Below are 17,471 nucleotides of genomic sequence, written 5' to 3'. Positions count from 1 at the left end.
CTTCGCGCAGCATACGCCGTAGCCGCGCCGGGCTAGCGTGACGCCGTGCGCGTCGCCCTGTTCGTGCCTTGTTATGTCGACCAGCTGCGGCCCGAAGTCGGGCTCGCGGCGCTCGACTTGCTGGAGCGCGGCGGCTGCAGCGTCGAGTTTCCGCGGGAGCAAACCTGCTGCGGCCAACCGCTGCTGACGGCAGGCGCGCCCATGGAAGCGGCGAAGCTCGCCGAGCGCTTCGTGCGCGTGTTCGCGCGCTTCGAGGCGGTGGTCGCGCCGTCGGGCAGCTGCGCGGCGACGCTGCGCAGCCATCTCGCGCACCTCTTCCCCGCGCAGGAAGCGCGCGCGCTCGCTCCGCGCGTGTTCGAGCTGTGCGAGTTCCTCCACGCGCGCGGCATCGCGCCGAGCGCCCCCGCGTTCCCGCGTCGAGTCGCCCTGCACGCGAGCTGCCACGCACTGCGCGAGCTGCGCCTCGGCGCGCCCAGCGAGTCGCGCGCGGCGCCGCGCAGCGATCCTGCGCGCGAGTTGCTCCTGCGCGTGCCTGGCGTCGAGCTCACCCCGCTCGCGCGCGCCGACGAGTGCTGCGGCTTCGGCGGCGTGTTCGCAGTGGAAGAAGAAGCCGTGTCGTGCCGCATGGCGCTCGACCGGCTCGCGGATCACGCGGCCGCGCGCGCCGAGGTCGTGACCTCGACGGACATCTCGTGCCTGATGCATCTCGAAGGCGTGGCAAGGCGCCGCGCGCTGCCGCTGCGCGTGCACCACGTCGCGGAGATCCTCGCGGGGCGCGCGCAACCGTGAGCCACGCACAGCGCGCGTCCGCGTTCGTGGCCGACTCCACTCGCACGACATGGCACGACCAAGCGCTCTGGTTCGTGCGCACGAAGCGCGATCGCGCCGCGGACTCCGTGCCCGACTGGGAGGCGCTGCGCGACGAAGCCGCCGCGATCAAGCGCGATGCGCTCGCGCGCTTGCCCGCGCTGTGGGAGCAGTTCGAGGCGAACGCGAAGCAGCGCGGCGCCGTCGTGCACTGGGCGCGCGACGCCGCGGAGCACGACGCGATCGTGCTCGAGTTGTTACGGAGGCACGGCGCGACGCGCGTCGTGAAGAGCAAGTCGATGCTCACCGAGGAGTGCGCGCTCAACGAGCACCTCGAGGCGCACGGCGTCGAGGTGATCGACACCGATCTGGGCGAACGCATCGTGCAGCTGCGCCGCGAGCCGCCGAGCCACATCGTGATGCCGGCGATCCACCTCAAGAAGGAGGAGATCGGCGAGCTGTTCGCGCGCGAGATGGGCAGCGCGCCGGGACTCAGCGATCCGACGGAGCTCACGCGCGTCGCGCGCCGCGATCTGCGCGCACGCCTCCTCGCGGCGCAGGCGGGCATCACGGGCGTGAACTTCGCGGTAGCCGAGAGCGGCGGCTTCGTCGTCGTCACGAACGAGGGCAACGCCGACCTCGGCACGACGCTGCCGAAGCTGCACATCGCGAGCGTCGGGCTCGAAAAGATCGTGCCGCGCATCGCCGACCTGCCCGTGTTCCTACGCCTGCTCGCGCGCTCGGCGACGGGGCAGGCGCTCTCGGTCTACACCTCGCACTACCACGGGCCCCTCGCACCGGATCGCGAGCAGCACATCGTCGTGGTCGACAACGGGCGCTCGCGCCTGCTCGCGCATCCGTCGTTCTGGGAGGCGCTCGCGTGCATCCGCTGCGCCGCGTGCCTCAACACGTGTCCGGTGTATCGCCGCAGCGGCGGTCACAGTTATCAGGTGGCGGTCGCCGGGCCGATCGGCTCGGTGCTCGCACCGGCGCGCGACGCCGCAGCGCACGCGAGCCTGCCGCACGCGTGCAGCCTGTGCGGCTCGTGCAGCGAGGTGTGCCCCGTGCGCGTCCCCCTGCACCACCAGCTGCTGACGTGGCGCGGCGAGCTGACCGCGCGCGGACTGCGCGGCGCGCGCTGGCGCGGCGCGACGTCGCTGGCGCGCTTCGTGCTCGAGCGGCCCGCGCTGTTCGCGGCGGCGGGCGCGCTCGCGCGAGCTCTTGGGCGCGCGCTGCCCGGCGCCGCCGCGCACATCGCTGCGCCCTGGACGCGCGGGCGCGAGCTGCCGCCGCTGCCGCGCGAGAGCTTCCGCGCGCTGTACGAAAAGCGGAGCCGCGAGCGTGAGTGACGCGAGCCGCGCTGCGATCTTCGCCGCGATGCGCGCGGCATCCGCAGCGCGGCCGAGTTCGCCTCGCGCCGCCTACGCCGCGCCGCGCCTCGACGCGAGCGCCGAGACGTTCGGCGCGAGCCTCGCTGCGGCGGGCGGAGAGCTCGTGCGCTGCGCAGCGAGCGCACTCGGCAGCGAGCTCGCGCGCCTCAGCGCGAGCGCGGCGCACGTGTGGAGCGAGCTGCCCGAGCTGGCTGCGCGCGGCTGCGCCCTGACAGCTCGCGAGCCGCACGAGCTCGCGGCGCTCGACGTCGCGGTGCTGCGCGGCGCCCTCGCCGTCGCCGAGAACGGCGCGCTGTGGCACGCGCCGCGCTCACCGCTGGAGCGTGCAGCCGCGCTGCTCGCGGAGCAGCTCGTGCTCGTGGTGGACGAAGCCGCGCTCGTGGGCTCGCTGCACGACGCGTACGCGCGCATCTCGCCCTCAGCGCACGCGTTCGGCTGGTTCCTCGCGGGCCCGTCGAAGACCGCCGACATCGAGCAGGCGCTCGTGCTCGGCGCACATGGGCCATGTTCGTGCACGGTCGTGCTCGTGCGATGACAGCGCGGGGAGAAGAGCATGCGAGTCGAGACGGCGCGCAACCTGTTCGCCTTGGCCTGGGCCGCGAGCCTCGCCTACGTCGTGAGCTCACTCGCAGGCTTGCCCGAGGTCGTGGCCTCGAACTTCGGCGCCGGCGGCGCCGCGCAGGGCTTCATGACGCGGCGCGTGTACGGAGTCTTCTTCGTCGCCTTCAGCGCGCTGCTGCCGCTCGTGCTGGTGAGCGCGTTCACGTGGCTTCCGCGTCGCTTCAGCCGCTTCGTGAACGTTCCGCACCGCGAGCTGTGGCTCACGCCGGAGCTCAGGGACACGCTGTTCCGGCGGCTCGCCTTGGCGGGCTACTTCGTGGCGGGCGCTGCCGCGCTGTTCTTCGGCGCCATGCACGCGCTCCTGGTCGACGCGAACACGCACGCTCCGCCGCGCCTCGCGCAGGGCCCATTCGTTGCGCTGCTGATCGCATTCGTCGCGTGCACGCTCGCCACCGCGCTCGGCCTCTCGCTTGCGATGCGCAAGATCCCGAGTCGCGGTCAGCGGGACTGAGTCCGCCCCGCCCTGTGAACGATCTCTCACCCGGCGCCCCCGCCGGCGTCATAAACTGATTGCGAGAGGCGCGTTCTCCACCGGAGGCCGCTGTGGCGTTCACCTCGCTGTCCGTGCGCACCCACTCACGAACGCTCGTCCTCGCGCTCTTGCTCACGCCAGCTCTCGCGGCAGCGCAGGCGCCGAGCCCCGATCCGAACGAGCTGCTGCTGAAGGCGCGCACGTTCGTGCCGCCGCCCGCATCGAAGGCTGCGGCGCTCGGCGCGCGTGAAGCTGCGCGTCACCTGCTGATCCAGTTCGAGCAGGGTCGCATGAAGGAGGGCATCGCCGCGCTCGAGAAGAGTGGCGTTCGGGTGCTCGAGTTCGTGCCGCGCAATGCGGTCTCGGCGTACGTGCCGGCGGGTTTCGAACCCACTGTCGTTCCGGCGGTCCGCTGGGCCGGGAAGCTGAGGGCCTCGGACAAACTCGCGGTCCCGAAGAAGCCCGTTCCCGAGAAGTTGCGCGTGCTCGTCGATGTCTTCCCCGGTGTGAAGCGGGCGGCCGCGGACATCGCAGTGAAGCGCGCCGGCGGGCGCGCGATTCATCACGCGCACCTGACCGGCAACACGCTGCTCGTGGAGATCGAGTCGAGCCGCCTCCACGCGCTCGCTGGCCTCGACGAAGTCAGCTTCGTCTACCCCGCGTCGAAGGCGGTGGAGACGATGCAGCCGCTGCACACGTGCCCCGGTGCGATCACCGAGCAGGGCCCCGTCGCGAACTACGTCGCCAACGGCAACGGCTGGGACGGCTTCGGCCTCGGCAGTGCGTCGCTGTCCTACATCTTCCTGAACGGCACGCCCGACGTCGCGAACGAGCAGGCCGAAGTGTTGCGCGCGATGAACACGTGGAGCGCCTATGCCGCGATCACCTGGTCGCAGGCGCCTTCGAGCGGTCGCCCGCGCTCGCTCGACATTCTCTGGGCGAGTGGCAGTCACGGAGACCCGAATCCGTTCGACGGTCCGTTCGGCGTCCTCGCGCATGCGTACTTCCCGTCGCCGCCGAACCCGGAGCCGATCGCCGGCGACATGCACTTCGACGAGGACGAGCTCTGGACGCACGGGCCGGGCATGGACGTCTACTCGGTCGCACTGCACGAGCTCGGCCACGCGCTCGGGCTCGGCCACTCCGCCGATCCCGGCGCCGTGATGTATCCGCATTACGGCGGCGGAGTCTGGACCGACCTCGCATCCGACGACATCGCGGGAATTCGCGCGCTCTACGCGCCGGCGGGCGGCTTCGGCGCGGACAGCTTCGAGCCGGACGACACGCCGGCCGCTGCGCGCACGATCGCGCCGGGCTCGCAGCAGTCGCACAGCATCGTGCCCGCAAGCGACGTCGACTACGCGCGCTTCACGCTCTTCGGCGGCGCGGACGTCGTGATCGAAACGTCCGGGGCCGCGGGCGACGACACACGCATGTGGCTCTACGACGCCAACCTGAATCAGATCGAGTTCAACGACGATGTCGGCTCGCCCAACTTGTTCTCGCGCATCGACCGCAGCCGCGCCGAGAACAACGCGCTGCCTGCGGGAACTTATTACGTGCGCGTGGACGAGTTCGGCAACAACTCCGCGATCGCGAGCTACAACCTTTCGCTCCAAGTCGTGACGCACGCGATCGGGGACGCCTACGAGCCCGACGACACCGCGTCGCAGGCCGTCCCGCTCGCGCCCGGTGCGCCGCAGGCGCACAGCCTCCGGCCGGCGAACGACGGCGACTACACGCGCTTCTCGCTGAGTCAGCCTGCCGAGGTCGCGATCGAGACGAGCGGCGGCGGCTCGGTGGACGACACGCGCATGTGGCTGTTCGCACAAGACCTCAGCGCGCTCGAATACGACGACGACAGCGGCGCAGGCCTCTACTCGCGCATCGAGCGCACGCAGGCGGGCGGCGACGCGCTGCAGCCCGGTACTTATTACGTGCTCGTCGACGAGTTCGGCAACGACGACGAGATCGCGGCATACGACATCCAGCTCACGGTGACGCCGCTCGGCGGAAGCACCGACGACGCGTACGAGGAGAACGACGACTACGCCGAGGCATGGGACAACGGCGGTGTCTCGTGGGAAGGCTTCTGGCTCTCGTCGCTCGACGGGCCCGGCGTCCAGCTCGACGACGACTACTACCGCATCGACGTCTCGCCCGGACAGGAGCGCGTCGTCGCGACTCTTCAGCTCCGGAACAGCGAGGGCAACATCGACTTGTTCCTCGAGAACGCGGCCGGCCAGATTCTGGCGTCCTCGGCCTCGACGGCAGATCGCGAGGAGATCGACATGGTCGTGCCGGCAGGCGGCGGGACCTACTTCCTCGTGGTCGTCGCCTACCCGTACGTCGGCGGAGGGGCGGGCAACTCCTACGACCTGTGGTGGGACGATCTCGTCCCGCCGCTGGCGCCGAGCAACGACGCTTTCGCGAGTCGCATCACGCTCACGGGACAGAACACCAGCACGAGTGCGAACAACGCGTCCGCCACCAAGGAGAGCGGCGAGCCGCTTCACGCAGGGCAACCGGGCGGCGTTTCGCTGTGGTGGTCGTGGACTGCGCCGGTCACGGGGGATGTCGTCATCGACACCGCCGGCAGCGTCTTCGACACACTCCTCGGCGTGTACACGGGAACGGACATCGCTGCGCTCACGCACGTCGCCTCGAACGACGACGTCGACCTGAGCTCTCTGCAGAGCGCCGTCTCCTTCCGCGCGAATGCCGGCACGACCTACGCGATCGCGGTCGACGGTTGGAACGGAGCGAACGGGGCGCTGTCACTGCAGATCTCGCAGCAAGCGCTGATCCCCGACCTGCAAGCGACTTGGGCGAACCTCACGAGCAAGTGCAAGTTGTCGACGCAGGTGTGCAAGCTCAAAGGCAAGCTGCTCGTGCGCAACGTCATCGCGGGCGTCTCGGCGCCTGCGCAAGTCAGCTTCCATCTCTCGAACGACAACTCGTGGGACCCGGGCGACGCCGCGATCGGGGGAGGCTCGGCACCCGCGCTCAAGGCGGGCAAGACGAAGAAGGTGAAGCTCCGCGCGAGGCTGCCGGCGGGGACGACCGTGAGCGGGAAGTTCGTGATCGCGCGGCTGACGAGCGGAGCGGCGAGTCAGACCGTAGTGTTCGGGCCGCTCTTTTGAGTCGCCGCGCCGTCGGGAGGATCGCGGCGTTTCCGGCGGGCCCGGTGATGCATAGGCTGCTTCCGATCGCGCTCGTGTTCGCCGTGTTCGCCGCATCGGCTGCGCTCGCGCTGCCGCCGCGGCCCCCGAAGCCGACCGAGCTGCTCCTGCGCACGCGCACGGTCGACGCCGCTGCGAAGCAGTCCGCGGCGCCAAGTCGGCACGGCCGCCACCTGATCATTCAGTACGACCCGAGCCGCAGAGCCGACGCGCTCGCCGCGCTTCGCAGGCAGGGCGTGCGCGTGCTCGAAGCCGTGCCGCGCAACGCGGTCTCCGCGTGGGTGCCTGCAGGCGTGGATGCGCGCAAAGCCGCGGGCGTGCGCTGGGTCGGCACGCTCGAGGCGCGCGACAAAGTCTCGCTGCCGCCCGGAGAGCTCGCGTCCGAGATGAGCGTGCTCGTGGACGTTTTCCCCGACGTGACGCGCGCAGCCGCGGTCGCCGCGATTCGCCGCGCCGGGGGTCGCGAGATCCCGAATCGCTACCTGCGCGCGACCACGCTGCACGTCGAGATCGCTGCACGCGACCTCGCCGCCCTCAGCGCTCAGGACGAGATCAGCTTCGTGTACGCCGCGTCCGACGCGATCAAAGCGGGGCGCCCCGTCGTCAGCTGCACAGGCGCGCTGACGCAGAACCTGTTCGCCCCGAACTACTCGTACACCGACGACGGGTGGGACGGCCCGGGGCTCGGCCCCGCGTCGCTCACGTACTTCTTCGAGAACGACACGCCCGATCTGGTGAACGAGGAGAACGAAGTCGTTCGCGCGCTCTGGACTTGGAGCCAGTACGCGCAGATCTAGTGGGCTCCGGCCGGGTTCGCGCGTCAGCCGCAGTCGATCGACTTTCTCTGGGCGCGCGGCGACCACGGCGACGGCAGTCCATTCGACGGGCCCGGCCAAGTGCTCGCTCACGCGCTCTATCCGCCCCCCGCGAACCCGGAGCCAGAAGCGGGCGATGTGCACTTCGACGACGACGAGCTCTGGCGGATCGGCGCGGACGTCGACATGTACACCGTCGCGCTCCACGAGATCGGGCACGCGCTCGGGATCGGGCACTCGGACAGCCCCAGCGCCGTGATGTACGCGCACTACACCGGGCCGCTGACCGGCCTCGGAATCGACGACATCTACGCGATCCGCGCGCTCTACGCGCAGGCCGGCAGCTCCTTCGGCGATCAGTACGAGCCCGACGACACCTTCGTGCAGGCGCTCCCGTTCGGTCGCCCCGAGACGCACACGATCGCGCCGGCCGACGACGTCGACTTCCGCACCTTCACGCTGACCAGCCACGCCGACGTCACGCTCGCGGTGATCGGCACCGCCGCTGGCGACGACACGCTGCTCACGCTCTACGACGCGAGCGGCGCGGTGATCGAGGTGAACGACGACTTCGGCGGCACGGCGCAGTCGCGCATCGAACGCGACCGCACCGGCGGCGACCCACTCCCGGCGGGAACTTATTACGTCTCGATCGAGGAAGCGGGCGGCGACGTCGAGATCGACGCGTACGACGTCACGCTCGCCACCGTCTCGTTCCCGGGCCCCGACAACCTCGAGCCCGACGATTCGTTCGCGCAGGCGACGCCGCTCACGACCTGGCCGGCGGTAGGGCACACGCTCTCCCCGAGAGGAGACGAGGACTACTCGGTGTTCACGCTCGATCAGCTGAGCGAGGTCACGGTCGAGGCGTACGGTGCGTACGGACACTCGGACGAGCTCGAGATGTGGCTCTACGCCAGCGACGGGAGCTTGGTCGAGTACGCCGAGGGACCGTTCTCGGCGCGAATCGACCGCACGCGTGCCGAGCAGTCGTGGCTCCCGGCGGGCACCTATTACGTCGTCGTCGGCGAGAAGGGCGACGACGAGGAGATCGCGTACTGGCTGCGGCTCGACACGGTGTGCGTGCCCTACGGCGGCGACGACGCGTACGAAGAGAACGACAGCTTGGCGACGGCGTGGCAAGTGCCGGCGGGTTGGCTGGTCAACTTCTGGTCCCTGCATGGCAGCGGATACCAGTTCGACGACGACTACTACCGGTTCGATGTGCCGCGTGAAGGCCGCCACCTGAGGGTCAACTGCGGATGGGCCGACCTCTTCGACATCGAGATCCTCGATGGCGCCGGCAACCTCGTCCACTCCTCGGTAGGGCGCGCCTACGACAAGTTCGAGCGCGATCTCGCTCGATCGGGGACGTATCACCTCCGCGTGTTCGGTCCGAACTCGGGCACTCAGTACGGCTGCGACATCGAGCGGTCGTGGACGCAGCCCAACGAGCCGCCGCTGAATGACGACTTCGCGAACCGCGCCCCGGTGCCGTGGATGTGGTCGGATGTCGGCGGCGACAACTTCGTGGCGACGAAGGAGCTCGGCGAGCCCGATCACGCAGGCAACGCAGGTGGCGGTTCCGTGTGGTGGAGCTGGAGTGCGCCCAATGCCGGTGAGTTCACCGTGTGGACGACTTCGAGCGGATACTCGGACTTCGACTCGCTGCTCGCCGTTTATCGCGGGAGCCAGGTCGACTCGCTCGAGCTCGTCGCCGAGAACGACAGCGGACATGGTGGAGCGTGGAGCAACGTCAGATTCCGCGCGGCCGCGGGCGAGACGTTCGCGATCGCGGTCGATGGAAAGGACGGCGTCCGCGACACCTTCTCGTTCGTGATCCAGGAGCTGCAACCGCCACCGCCGCCCGATCCGCCGCCGCCTCCCCCTCCGCCGCCGACCCCGCCGGTCGAGGTGCAGTGGTCGAGCTTCCGCACGAAGTGCAAGAGCAGCGGCGCGTGCAAGGTGAAGGCGAAGCTCGTCGTGAGCAATCCCGCGAGCGTCTCCGACGACGCGCAGCTGACGATCGTGCTCTCCGACGACACGACCCATGGCGCGAACGACGCACCGGTGCGGAGTCTCGCGATTCCCACGCTGACGGCGGGGACTTCGCGCAAGGTCAAGCTGAAGACGACGCTCCCGGCGACGCTCGTGCCGAAGGGGAAGTACCTGATCGCGGTCGCAACGAGCGACGCGGGCACGCACAGCGCTCCGTACGGACCGCTGCGCTGAAGAGGATTCGGAGGTCCGCTCACATCCCCGCGCGCCGCAGCTCCTCGCTCGCACGTGCCGCGAGCACCGGCACGCGCGCCCCGATCGCGACCATGCGCGCGTCTTTGCTCTCGCCGCGCGCGTAGCGCGTGTAGAGCTGCTGGCACACGACGGCGGTCTTCCAGTACGCGAAGGCGACCCACCACGGCAGAGCTGTCAGGTCCGCGCCGGTGCGCTCCGCGTAGCGTGCGGCGATCTCGGCGCGCGGGGGCAGGCCCATGTCCAGCATCCCCGGATGGCTCGACAGCTCGCGGAAGCTCGGGTCGCCGGCGTCGGGCCAGTACTGGATCAGCGTGCCGAGGTCGATCAGCGGATCGCCGAGTGTCGTCATGTCCCAATCGAAGATCGACTTGCAGCGGTCGGGGTCGGCGGGGTCGAACTGGCAGTTATCAGGCTTGAGATCGTTGTGGACGAAGCTCGTGCGCTGCGCGGCGGGCACGCGCGCTGCGAGCCGATCGGCGACCGCATCCATCTCGTCGACCTCGCTCGCCTGCGGCTCGCTGCGCGCTTCGCTACCGCGTTTGGCTTCGCTCGCCTGCGGCTCGCTGCGCGCTGCGCTTGCGGGGCGAACCAGCTCCCAGCGTTTGCGCCAGCCCGCGACTTGGCGCGCGGCGAAGCCTTCGGGCTTGCCGAGATCGGCGAGGTCGCACTGCGCGGGGTCGAGCGAGTGCAGCTCCGCCATCGCGTCGGCGATCGCGAAGCCCATGCGGCGGCCGGCATTTTCGTGATGGCGCATCGGCTCCGGGATCGATGCGCGCGCGACGACGCCCGTGCGGCGCTCCATCACGAAGAAGTCGGCGCCGCACACGGACTTGTCCTCACAGAACGCGACCGCGCGCGGCGCGAGGCGCGTGTGCCGCCACAGGCGCGAGAGCACCTTGAACTCGCGCCGCATGTCGTGCGCGCCGGGCGCGATCACGCCGAACGGCGGCCGGCGCAGCACCAGCTCGCGCGCTTCGTACCGTAATAAGTACGTCAGGTTCGCCGCGCCGTTCGGGAACTGCAGCACCTCGGGGCCCGCGCCGAGCGCGAGATCTCGCGGCGCGTTCGCGCGCAGCCACGCGTCGATGCGCGCCCAGTCGAGCTGCTCGCCCGGGCGCACCGGAGCAAGCTCGGTCTCGCTGCTGCGAGGCTCGGTCACGACTCCCCCTGAATGCGCCATCGGTGCCAGGCACGGAAGCTCACGAGCGGCGGTGGCCATCGGTGCCTGGCACCGATGGCCACGTCACTCCGCGAGATCCCCCTCCATCTCCTCGATCACGTCCGCGAACTGTGCGCGGGCGGCGTCGCGCAGCTTCGGGATGTGGCGGGTGGGGAAGAGATCGCCGGCCTGCGTGAAGCCCGAGAGCACTTCGCGCGCGAGGGTCACCTTGTGCACCTCGGTCGGCCCGTCGGCAAGGCCCATGTGGAACGACTCGACGAGGTATTTCGAGAACGGCATCTCGTTCGACGCGCCGAGCGAGCCGTGCAGCTGCAGCGCGCGCGCCGTCACGTCGTGCAGCACGCGCGGCATCATCGCCTTCACCGCGGCGATGTCCTTGCGCACCTTCTGATAGTCCTTGTAGCGATCGATCTTCCACGCGGTCTGCATCACGAGCAGGCGGAACGTCTCGAGGTCGGTCCACGAGTCGGCGATCTTCTCCTGCGTCATCTGCTTCTTCGCGAGCAGCTCGCCCTGGGTCGATCGCGAGAGCGCGCGCTCGCACATCATCTCGAAGGCGCGCCGCGCGAGGCCGATCGTGCGCATCGCGTGGTGGATGCGCCCGCCGCCGAGCCGAGTCTGCGCCACCACGAACGCGCCGCCGCGCGGCCCGAGCATGTTCTCCTTCGGCACGCGCACGTTCTCGTAACGGATGTAGGCGTGCGCGCCGTGCTCGGGCGGCTCGTAGCCGAGGCCGACGTTGCGCACGATGTTCACGCCGGGCGTGTTCGTGGGCACGAGCAGCATCGACATCTTCTGGTACGGCGGCGCGTCGGGGTCCGTCACGACCATCACGATCAGGAACTCGGACCAGCGCGCGTTCGACGAGAACCACTTCTCGCCGTTGATCACCCACGTGTCGCCGTCGAGCACGGCGCGCGTCTGGAACACCTTCGGGTCCGCGCCGCCCTGAGGCTCCGTCATCGAGAAGCACGACACGATCTCGTTGCGCAGCAGCGGCTCGAGGAACTGCTTCTTCTGCGCCTCGGTGCCGTAGTGCGCGAGGATCTCGCTGTTGCCCGAGTCGGGCGCCTGGCAGCCGAAGATGATCGAGGCGCAGCGCGCGCGGCCGAGGATCTCGTTCATCAGCGCGAGCTTCACTTGCCCGTAGCCGCGCCCGCCGAGGTGCGGCCCGAGGTGGCACGCCCAGAGCCCGCGCTCCTGCACTTCCTTCTGGAGCGGGCGGATGATCTTGTTACGGACGGGATCCTTCGTGTCGTACGGCGCGCGCACCACGAAGTCGAGCGGCTCGATGCGCTTGCGGACGAACTCGTCGATCCAATCGAGCTCTTTCTGATACTCCGCGTCGGTCTCGAAGCTCCACATCGCGAGCGCCCTTTCGGTTGAGGCGCGCGACGTTACCCCGAGGCGCGAGCGCGGCGCTCAACGGCGCTTGTAGATCCCGACGAACGCGTCGGCCCAGGTCGCGCCGCCGTCGCGCGACTGCTGCCAGTGCTGCTTCACGTCGCCGCTCTCGAGGCGCAACCACGAGATGCGCTCCTGCACGTCCGCCTCGCCCTCGCGCGTGACGCCGCGCATCACCATCGCGCCATTCTCGATGCCGCCTTCGAGCAGCAGAACGCCGCCGCTCGCGTCCATCCACGTCTGTCGCCAGCGCTTCGTTGCAGCGTCCCACGCGTTGAGGCTCGTGCCTCGAAAGCCGCCCGCGCCTTCCCACTGTTCGAGCAGCGCGCAGCCGCCCAGCAGTGACGTGATCGTGCTCGAGCCGGCGGGCTTGCCGGCCGGTGTCTCGACGCGCCAAGCCCAGAGCCAGAAGTCGAACGCGCGATGCTCTGCAGTGGCGCACGAGGCCGGGGGCGGAGGCGGCGCCGGCTTGGTCGCCTCCTCCGCCTGCGCGGCGCTCGCGAGCGCGAGTGCCAACGCGAGCGCGTGCGGCCTCACTTCGCCTTCGCCGCCTCGCGCATCCGATACAGCTCTTCCCAACCGAGGTACGACTGCAGCCCGTCGTCGTTGTAGAAGAGCACGGGGCCGTCGCAGATGAACAGGTACTCGGTGTCTTCGAGCGCGGTCGTCGCGCCGTGCAGCACGCCGTTCGGCTCGTAGTCGTAGTCGCCGGCACTCAGGATGCCGTCGCGCACCTGGAGCTTGCCCTTCAGGATGAACGTGTGCGCGGCGCTGAGGTGCTTGTGCGGCGCGGCGGTGTAGCCCTTGTTCCAGCGGAACAGCGCGGCCCAGCGGCCGGTTTCGCTGCCCGTGTAGAGCACCTTCATCCACGCCATGTCCTTCTCTTGCTCGATCCACGGCTCGTTCGCGCGCACGATGATGTCGGCGAGCTGATCGTTCACCGGCGTGACGTCTTGCATGAGGCCCATCGCGATTCTCCTTGTGTCAGTTGAAGTACGAAGCAGTCAGAGCTTCCGGATCGGTTCGGTCACGCCGTCCCAGCGCGCGTGCTCCTCGTTCCACGAGGCGAAGATCTTGCGCAGCGGCGCGTTGTCCTCGTACAGCTCGACGAACGCGCCGAGCCACGAGCGCGCGTCGACGTAACCGACGCGCGCCGCCGACACGAGCTCCGTCACGACGGGGCAGCCCGCGGCGACGAAGCGCGCGCGCTCGGCCTCGTAGTCGGGCACGAGCAGCGCGAAGTGGTGGAAGCCCTCCTTGCCGCGGGGGAAGAGATCGCGGTAGACGGAGGGCGTGTCGCAGTGCTGCTGGATCAGCTGCACGTGCACGTCGCCGACCGAGCCGAACGCGTAGCTGAGATCGGGCTCCGTCACGCGCCCGCGATACGTGTGCGTGCCCTTGTGATGCAGGCTCACGTAGAACGGCCCGGCGCCGGTCATCTGCGTCCACTTCGCGCAGGCCGCCTCGACGTCGTTCACGACGTAAGCCCACTGGAGGATCGGGTAGCGGATCAATCCGGATTGCATGCGCGCCCTCGTGGAACGCATTGAAGCACGAATCCCGAGTGTGGTAACTCGCGATCCATGCCTGCCTACTTCATCGCTCAATACGTCGTTAAGAACCCCGCCCTCTACGGCGAGTACTCGCAAGGCGCCGGCCCCACCGTGGCCGCGCACGGCGGAAAGCTCGTCAGCTTCGACGTCGCGTCGGAGACGATCGAGGGCAAGCCGCCCGGCCAGCAAACCGTGATCATCGAGTTCGAGTCCGTCGACAAGGCGAAGGCTTGGTACAAGTCGCCCGCCTACCAGGCCGTGGTCGGCAAGCGCCTCGCCGCGACCGAGGGCTTCGCGGTGATCTCGCAGACGATGAACATCGGGAAGCGCTGAACCGGACCTTCGCTCCAGGTCTCTGGGCCCGAGGCCGATTACCTTGATTTCAGGTAACGTTACCTGGAATCAAGGTAGTTGAGGCTTCGATGCTCGAAGGTCTCTTCGGGAGTCCGTCCGCGGAGCGCGTGCTGCTCTATCTGGAGCGGTACGGCGAGGGTTACGCGCTCGCGATCTCGCGCGCGTTCGACGACATGCCGGTCAGCATGGTGCAGCGCCAGCTCGCGCGACTCGAAGCTGGCGGTGTGCTCGCGAGCCGGCTCCAGGGCAAGACGCGAGTCTTCTCGTGGAACCCGCGCTTCGCCTTCCGCGTCGAGTTGAGCGCGCTCCTGCAGAAGGCGCTGGCGCTGCTGCCCGCCGCTGAGCGCGAGCGATACTTCGCGCAGCGCACGCGCCCGCGGCGCAGCGGCAAGCCGCGTTGAGTCGCATCCACCCGAAGCTCTCGCTCGCCGACCTTGCTGGATTGATTTGCGCCGCGCTCGACCAAGCCGGAATCGAGGCCGTGCTCTCGGGCGGAAGCGTCGTCTCGATCTACTCCGACAACGCGTACCAGTCGTTCGACCTCGACTTCATCCGAACTGGCCTCGGCCGGAAGGTCGATGCGGCGATGGACGGACTCGGCTTTCGCAGGCAGGGCCGACACTGGGTTCACGACGGCACGCCCTATCTCGTCGAGCTCCCGCCCGGCCCGGTTCAGATCGGGGAGCTCACGATCACCGAGTTCGCGGAGAAGGAGACGAAGCTCGGCACGCTGCGAATGCTCACGCCGACCGACTGCGTGATGGATCGACTCGCTTGGTTCTATCACTCGAACGATGCGCAGGGGCTCGCGCAGGCGCTCGAGGTCGCGCGGCGCCACGACGTGGACTTGAGCCGCATCGCGCGCTGGTCCGAGGGGGAACGCGCTGCCGAGAAGTTCCGCGCGTTTCGACGCGAGCTGCGAAAGCGCGAGAAGGCTCGTTAGGGCCGCGCCGGCCACCTCGTCGTCACGACGCGCTCCTTGATTCGCCACCCGTTCGCGGTGCGCATCAGCGTGTCGCGGTAGTCGCCGCCGAACAGCTTGCCGCCTTCGCTCGGCACGGCGTACTTGCTGAGCGCGCGCACGATCGTGCCTTCCTCGTACACGTAGAGATTGGTCGCGTGGTGCGCGGCCGGATGCGCGGCGCGCTCGAAGAACGCGATCACGGCGGCGAGGCCTTCGTGGCGGCCGGCGTTGAAGGCGGTGACGTCGAACACGCCGTCGCTCGTGAAGATCTCGCCGAGCTGCTTCCACTCGCGCGCGTCGACCAGGTGGCCGTAGCGCGCCGTGAGCTGCTGGATCGCGACGATGTCGTGCGTTGCGAGCATGGTCTCCCTACCCGGCGTTGGCGTTGTACTTCGCGAGATCGAGCCGGCCCTCGCTCTTCGCGACGATGCAGGTGACGGCGGCGTCGCCGGTCACGTTCACGATGGTGCGCGACATGTCGAGCAGCCGGTCGACGCCGATGATCAGCGCGATGCCTTCGACGGGCAGGTTCACCTGGCGCAGCACCATCGCGAGCATCACGAGGCCGACGCCGGGCACGCCCGCGGTACCGATCGAAGCGAGCGTCGCCGTCACGACGACCATCAGGTAGTCCGTGGTCGTCAGGTCGACGCCGTAGACCTGTGCGATGAAGCAGGCGGCGACGCCCTGCATGATCGCGGTGCCGTCCATGTTGATCGTGGCGCCGAGCGGGATCGTGAACGACGCGATCGCGTTGTCGACGCCGAGCTTGTGCTCGACCGCGCGCAGCGTGACGGGCAGCGTGGCGTTGCTGCTCGAGGTGCCGAACGCGACGGCGATCGGCTCGCGGAAGCCGAGGAAGAACGCGCGCGGATTCAGGCGTCCGAGCAGCACGAGCAGCGACGGGTAGACGACCGTCATGTGCACGACGAGCACCGCGAGCACGAGGAAGAAGTACTTCAGCAGCGGCGCGAAGGCGCCAAAGCCTTGCTCCGCGAACACCTTCGCGATCAAGCAGAACACGCCGAGCGGGGCGAGCTTCATCAGCACGAGCACGAGGCGCAGCACGACTTCGTTCGCGTCCTGAAAGAACGCGAGCAGACGCTTGCCCGGCGCTCCCGAGAGCGTCATCGCGACGCCGAACAGCACGGCGAACACGATGATCTGCAGCATGTTGCCATCGGCCATCGCCTGCACCGGATTCGTCGGGAAGATGCCGAGCAGCACCTCGGAGAGCGCCGGCGCGGGCGGCGGCGAGTAGGCGACGTCGGTCGGGAGCGCGAAGCCGTCGCCGGGGCGTACCAGCGCGCCCGCGCTCACCGCGATGGCGATCGCGATCGTCGTCGTCACGAGGTAGAGCGCCATCGTCTTGCCGCCGACGCGGCCGAGCTTCGCGACGTCGTCGAGCGAGGCCGCGCCGCACACGAGCGATACGAACACGAGCGGCACCACGAGCAGCTTCAAGCTCGCGACGAAGATCGCGCCGCCGACCTGGAGCACGCCGAGCACGGCGTCGCGCGCGGCGCCCGGCGCGAAGAGCCCATTGATCACGAGGCCGAGCAGAAATCCCGAGAGCATCCCGACGAGAATGCGCAGCGTGAGGCTGCTGCCCGCGTCGTCCGCGGGAGAACTCGCGTCGCCCATGCGCCCTCCACGTCGCGCACACTATGCCAGGGGCGGGGACCCGCGATAGCGTGCCGCGCTTCGAGGAGGCTTCATGGAGATTCGCAGCGAGCGCGTTTCGATCCCGGTCGGCGGCACGAACATGGGCGGCTACCTGGTGCGCCCCGCGGACTCGGCGCCGCGCGCGGGCGTGATCGTGTACATGGAGATCTTCGGAGTGAATGCGCACATCCGCGAAGTGGCGGAGCGCGTCGCGCGCGAGGGCTACATCGTGCTCGCGCCGGACTTCTTTCATCGCACGCATCCCGGCCTCGACGTCGCCTACGACGAAGCGGGCATGGGTGTGGGCATGAAGGGCCTGATGTCGCTCGACGCCGACACGATGACCGCGGACGCGCAGGCCGCGGTCGCGTTCCTGCGCAAGCAGCCCGGCTGCACCGGCAAGATCGGCGCGATGGGCTTCTGCATCGGCGGGCACATGACGTACCTCACCGCATGCGAGACCGACGTCGCCGCGGCGGCCTCGTTCTATGGCGGCGGCATCGCCGCGCCGAAGGGCCCCGGCGGCAAGGCCTCGACACTCGGCCGCACGCCCAAGATCAAGGGCAAGATCGTGTGCCTGATGGGCGCCAAGGACGCGCTCATCCCGATGGCGCAGGTCGACGCGATGCGCGACGCGCTGAAGCGCGCGGGTACGCGGCACGAGGTGGTCGTGTACGAGGCGGACCACGGGTTCTTCTGCAACGCGCGCGGCTCCTACCACGCGCCGAGCGCTGACGACGCGTGGTCCCGCGTGAAGGCCCTGTTCGCGAGCGAGCTGCGGTAAAGAAGTCGAGGATTCGGCGCCTGACG

General features: G+C 69.4%; 17 protein-coding genes and 1 pseudogene. 11 read left to right on the top strand and 7 right to left on the bottom strand.

From position 1 onward, the window contains the following. The first annotated feature begins 45 nt into the window (after positions 1–45). From FJ091_02575 to FJ091_02545, 7 genes and pseudogenes are all read left to right on the top strand, one after another. On the top strand, positions 46–789 hold the full coding sequence (locus tag FJ091_02575) for a (Fe-S)-binding protein (GenBank protein ID MBM4382233.1): 744 nt from the start codon (positions 46–48) through the stop codon (positions 787–789). After that, positions 786–2,156 (top strand): lactate utilization protein, encoded by a 1,371-nt coding sequence (locus tag FJ091_02570; GenBank protein MBM4382232.1) that lies wholly within the window; start codon positions 786–788, stop codon positions 2,154–2,156. The genes FJ091_02575 and FJ091_02570 overlap by 4 nt, the downstream gene beginning before the upstream one ends. After that, positions 2,149–2,733 (top strand): LUD domain-containing protein, encoded by a 585-nt coding sequence (locus tag FJ091_02565; protein ID MBM4382231.1) that lies wholly within the window; start codon positions 2,149–2,151, stop codon positions 2,731–2,733. The genes FJ091_02570 and FJ091_02565 overlap by 8 nt, the downstream gene beginning before the upstream one ends. 18 nt (positions 2,734–2,751) lie before the next feature. Beyond that, the gene (locus tag FJ091_02560) at positions 2,752–3,270 is read left to right on the top strand and encodes a hypothetical protein (GenBank protein MBM4382230.1); all 519 of its coding nucleotides are present in this window, start codon (positions 2,752–2,754) and stop codon (positions 3,268–3,270) included. A 92-nt stretch (positions 3,271–3,362) separates the two neighbouring features. Further along, positions 3,363–6,434, top strand: a complete 3,072-nt coding sequence (locus FJ091_02555) for a matrixin family metalloprotease (GenBank protein ID MBM4382229.1) — start codon at positions 3,363–3,365, stop codon at positions 6,432–6,434. Between the two features lie 47 nt (positions 6,435–6,481). After that, a complete protein-coding gene (locus tag FJ091_02550) occupies positions 6,482–7,270 on the top strand; it encodes a hypothetical protein (GenBank protein ID MBM4382228.1) in 789 nt (262 codons plus the stop codon). 36 nt (positions 7,271–7,306) lie between these two features. Next, a pseudogene (locus FJ091_02545) lies at positions 7,307–7,567 on the top strand (matrixin family metalloprotease). A 1,972-nt stretch (positions 7,568–9,539) separates the two neighbouring features. On the opposite strand, the gene FJ091_02540 reads toward FJ091_02545, so the two are convergent. The 5 genes from FJ091_02540 to FJ091_02520 form a co-directional block, all read right to left on the bottom strand. Next, complete coding sequence (locus FJ091_02540) at positions 9,540–10,721, bottom strand: phosphotransferase family protein (GenBank protein ID MBM4382227.1); 1,182 nt, start codon at positions 10,719–10,721, stop codon at positions 9,540–9,542. A gap of 63 nt (positions 10,722–10,784) precedes the next feature. Next, on the bottom strand, positions 10,785–12,086 hold the full coding sequence (locus FJ091_02535) for an acyl-CoA dehydrogenase family protein (protein ID MBM4382226.1): 1,302 nt from the start codon (positions 12,084–12,086) through the stop codon (positions 10,785–10,787). Between the two features lie 57 nt (positions 12,087–12,143). After that, on the bottom strand, positions 12,144–12,662 hold the full coding sequence (locus FJ091_02530; protein MBM4382225.1) for a hypothetical protein: 519 nt from the start codon (positions 12,660–12,662) through the stop codon (positions 12,144–12,146). After that, positions 12,659–13,093, bottom strand: coding sequence for a cupin domain-containing protein (locus FJ091_02525; GenBank protein ID MBM4382224.1), 435 nt, complete (start codon positions 13,091–13,093; stop codon positions 12,659–12,661). Before FJ091_02525 ends, FJ091_02530 begins: the two co-directional genes overlap by 4 nt. Positions 13,094–13,129: 36 nt before the next feature. Then, positions 13,130–13,651 (bottom strand): VOC family protein, encoded by a 522-nt coding sequence (locus FJ091_02520; protein MBM4382223.1) that lies wholly within the window; start codon positions 13,649–13,651, stop codon positions 13,130–13,132. Between the two features lie 57 nt (positions 13,652–13,708). On the opposite strand from FJ091_02520, the gene FJ091_02515 reads away from it, so the two are divergent. From FJ091_02515 to FJ091_02505, 3 genes are all read left to right on the top strand, one after another. Then, positions 13,709–14,011 (top strand): DUF1330 domain-containing protein, encoded by a 303-nt coding sequence (locus FJ091_02515; GenBank protein MBM4382222.1) that lies wholly within the window; start codon positions 13,709–13,711, stop codon positions 14,009–14,011. 89 nt (positions 14,012–14,100) lie between these two features. Next, a complete protein-coding gene (locus tag FJ091_02510; protein ID MBM4382221.1) occupies positions 14,101–14,433 on the top strand; it encodes an ArsR family transcriptional regulator in 333 nt (110 codons plus the stop codon). Continuing rightward, positions 14,430–14,975, top strand: a complete 546-nt coding sequence (locus FJ091_02505) for a hypothetical protein (protein MBM4382220.1) — start codon at positions 14,430–14,432, stop codon at positions 14,973–14,975. Before FJ091_02510 ends, FJ091_02505 begins: the two co-directional genes overlap by 4 nt. Here FJ091_02505 and FJ091_02500 read toward each other — a convergent pair. Both FJ091_02500 and FJ091_02495 read right to left on the bottom strand, forming a co-directional pair. Continuing rightward, on the bottom strand, positions 14,972–15,358 hold the full coding sequence (locus FJ091_02500) for a nuclear transport factor 2 family protein (GenBank protein MBM4382219.1): 387 nt from the start codon (positions 15,356–15,358) through the stop codon (positions 14,972–14,974). The two genes, FJ091_02505 and FJ091_02500, sit on opposite strands and share 4 nt — an antisense overlap. 7 nt (positions 15,359–15,365) lie before the next feature. Further along, positions 15,366–16,640: a dicarboxylate/amino acid:cation symporter gene (locus FJ091_02495; protein MBM4382218.1), complete on the bottom strand. Its 1,275-nt coding sequence runs from the start codon at positions 16,638–16,640 to the stop codon at positions 15,366–15,368. Between the two features lie 73 nt (positions 16,641–16,713). On the opposite strand from FJ091_02495, the gene FJ091_02490 reads away from it, so the two are divergent. Then, positions 16,714–17,445, top strand: coding sequence for a dienelactone hydrolase family protein (locus FJ091_02490; GenBank protein MBM4382217.1), 732 nt, complete (start codon positions 16,714–16,716; stop codon positions 17,443–17,445). Positions 17,446–17,471: the final 26 nt, after the last annotated feature.

It is taken from the genome of Deltaproteobacteria bacterium, assembly GCA_016875395.1.
Lineage (GTDB): Bacteria > Myxococcota_A > UBA9160 > UBA9160 > UBA6930 > VGRF01.
The sequence above is the reverse complement of the archived record's forward strand: the minus strand, read 5'-3'. Positions and strand labels throughout refer to the sequence as shown.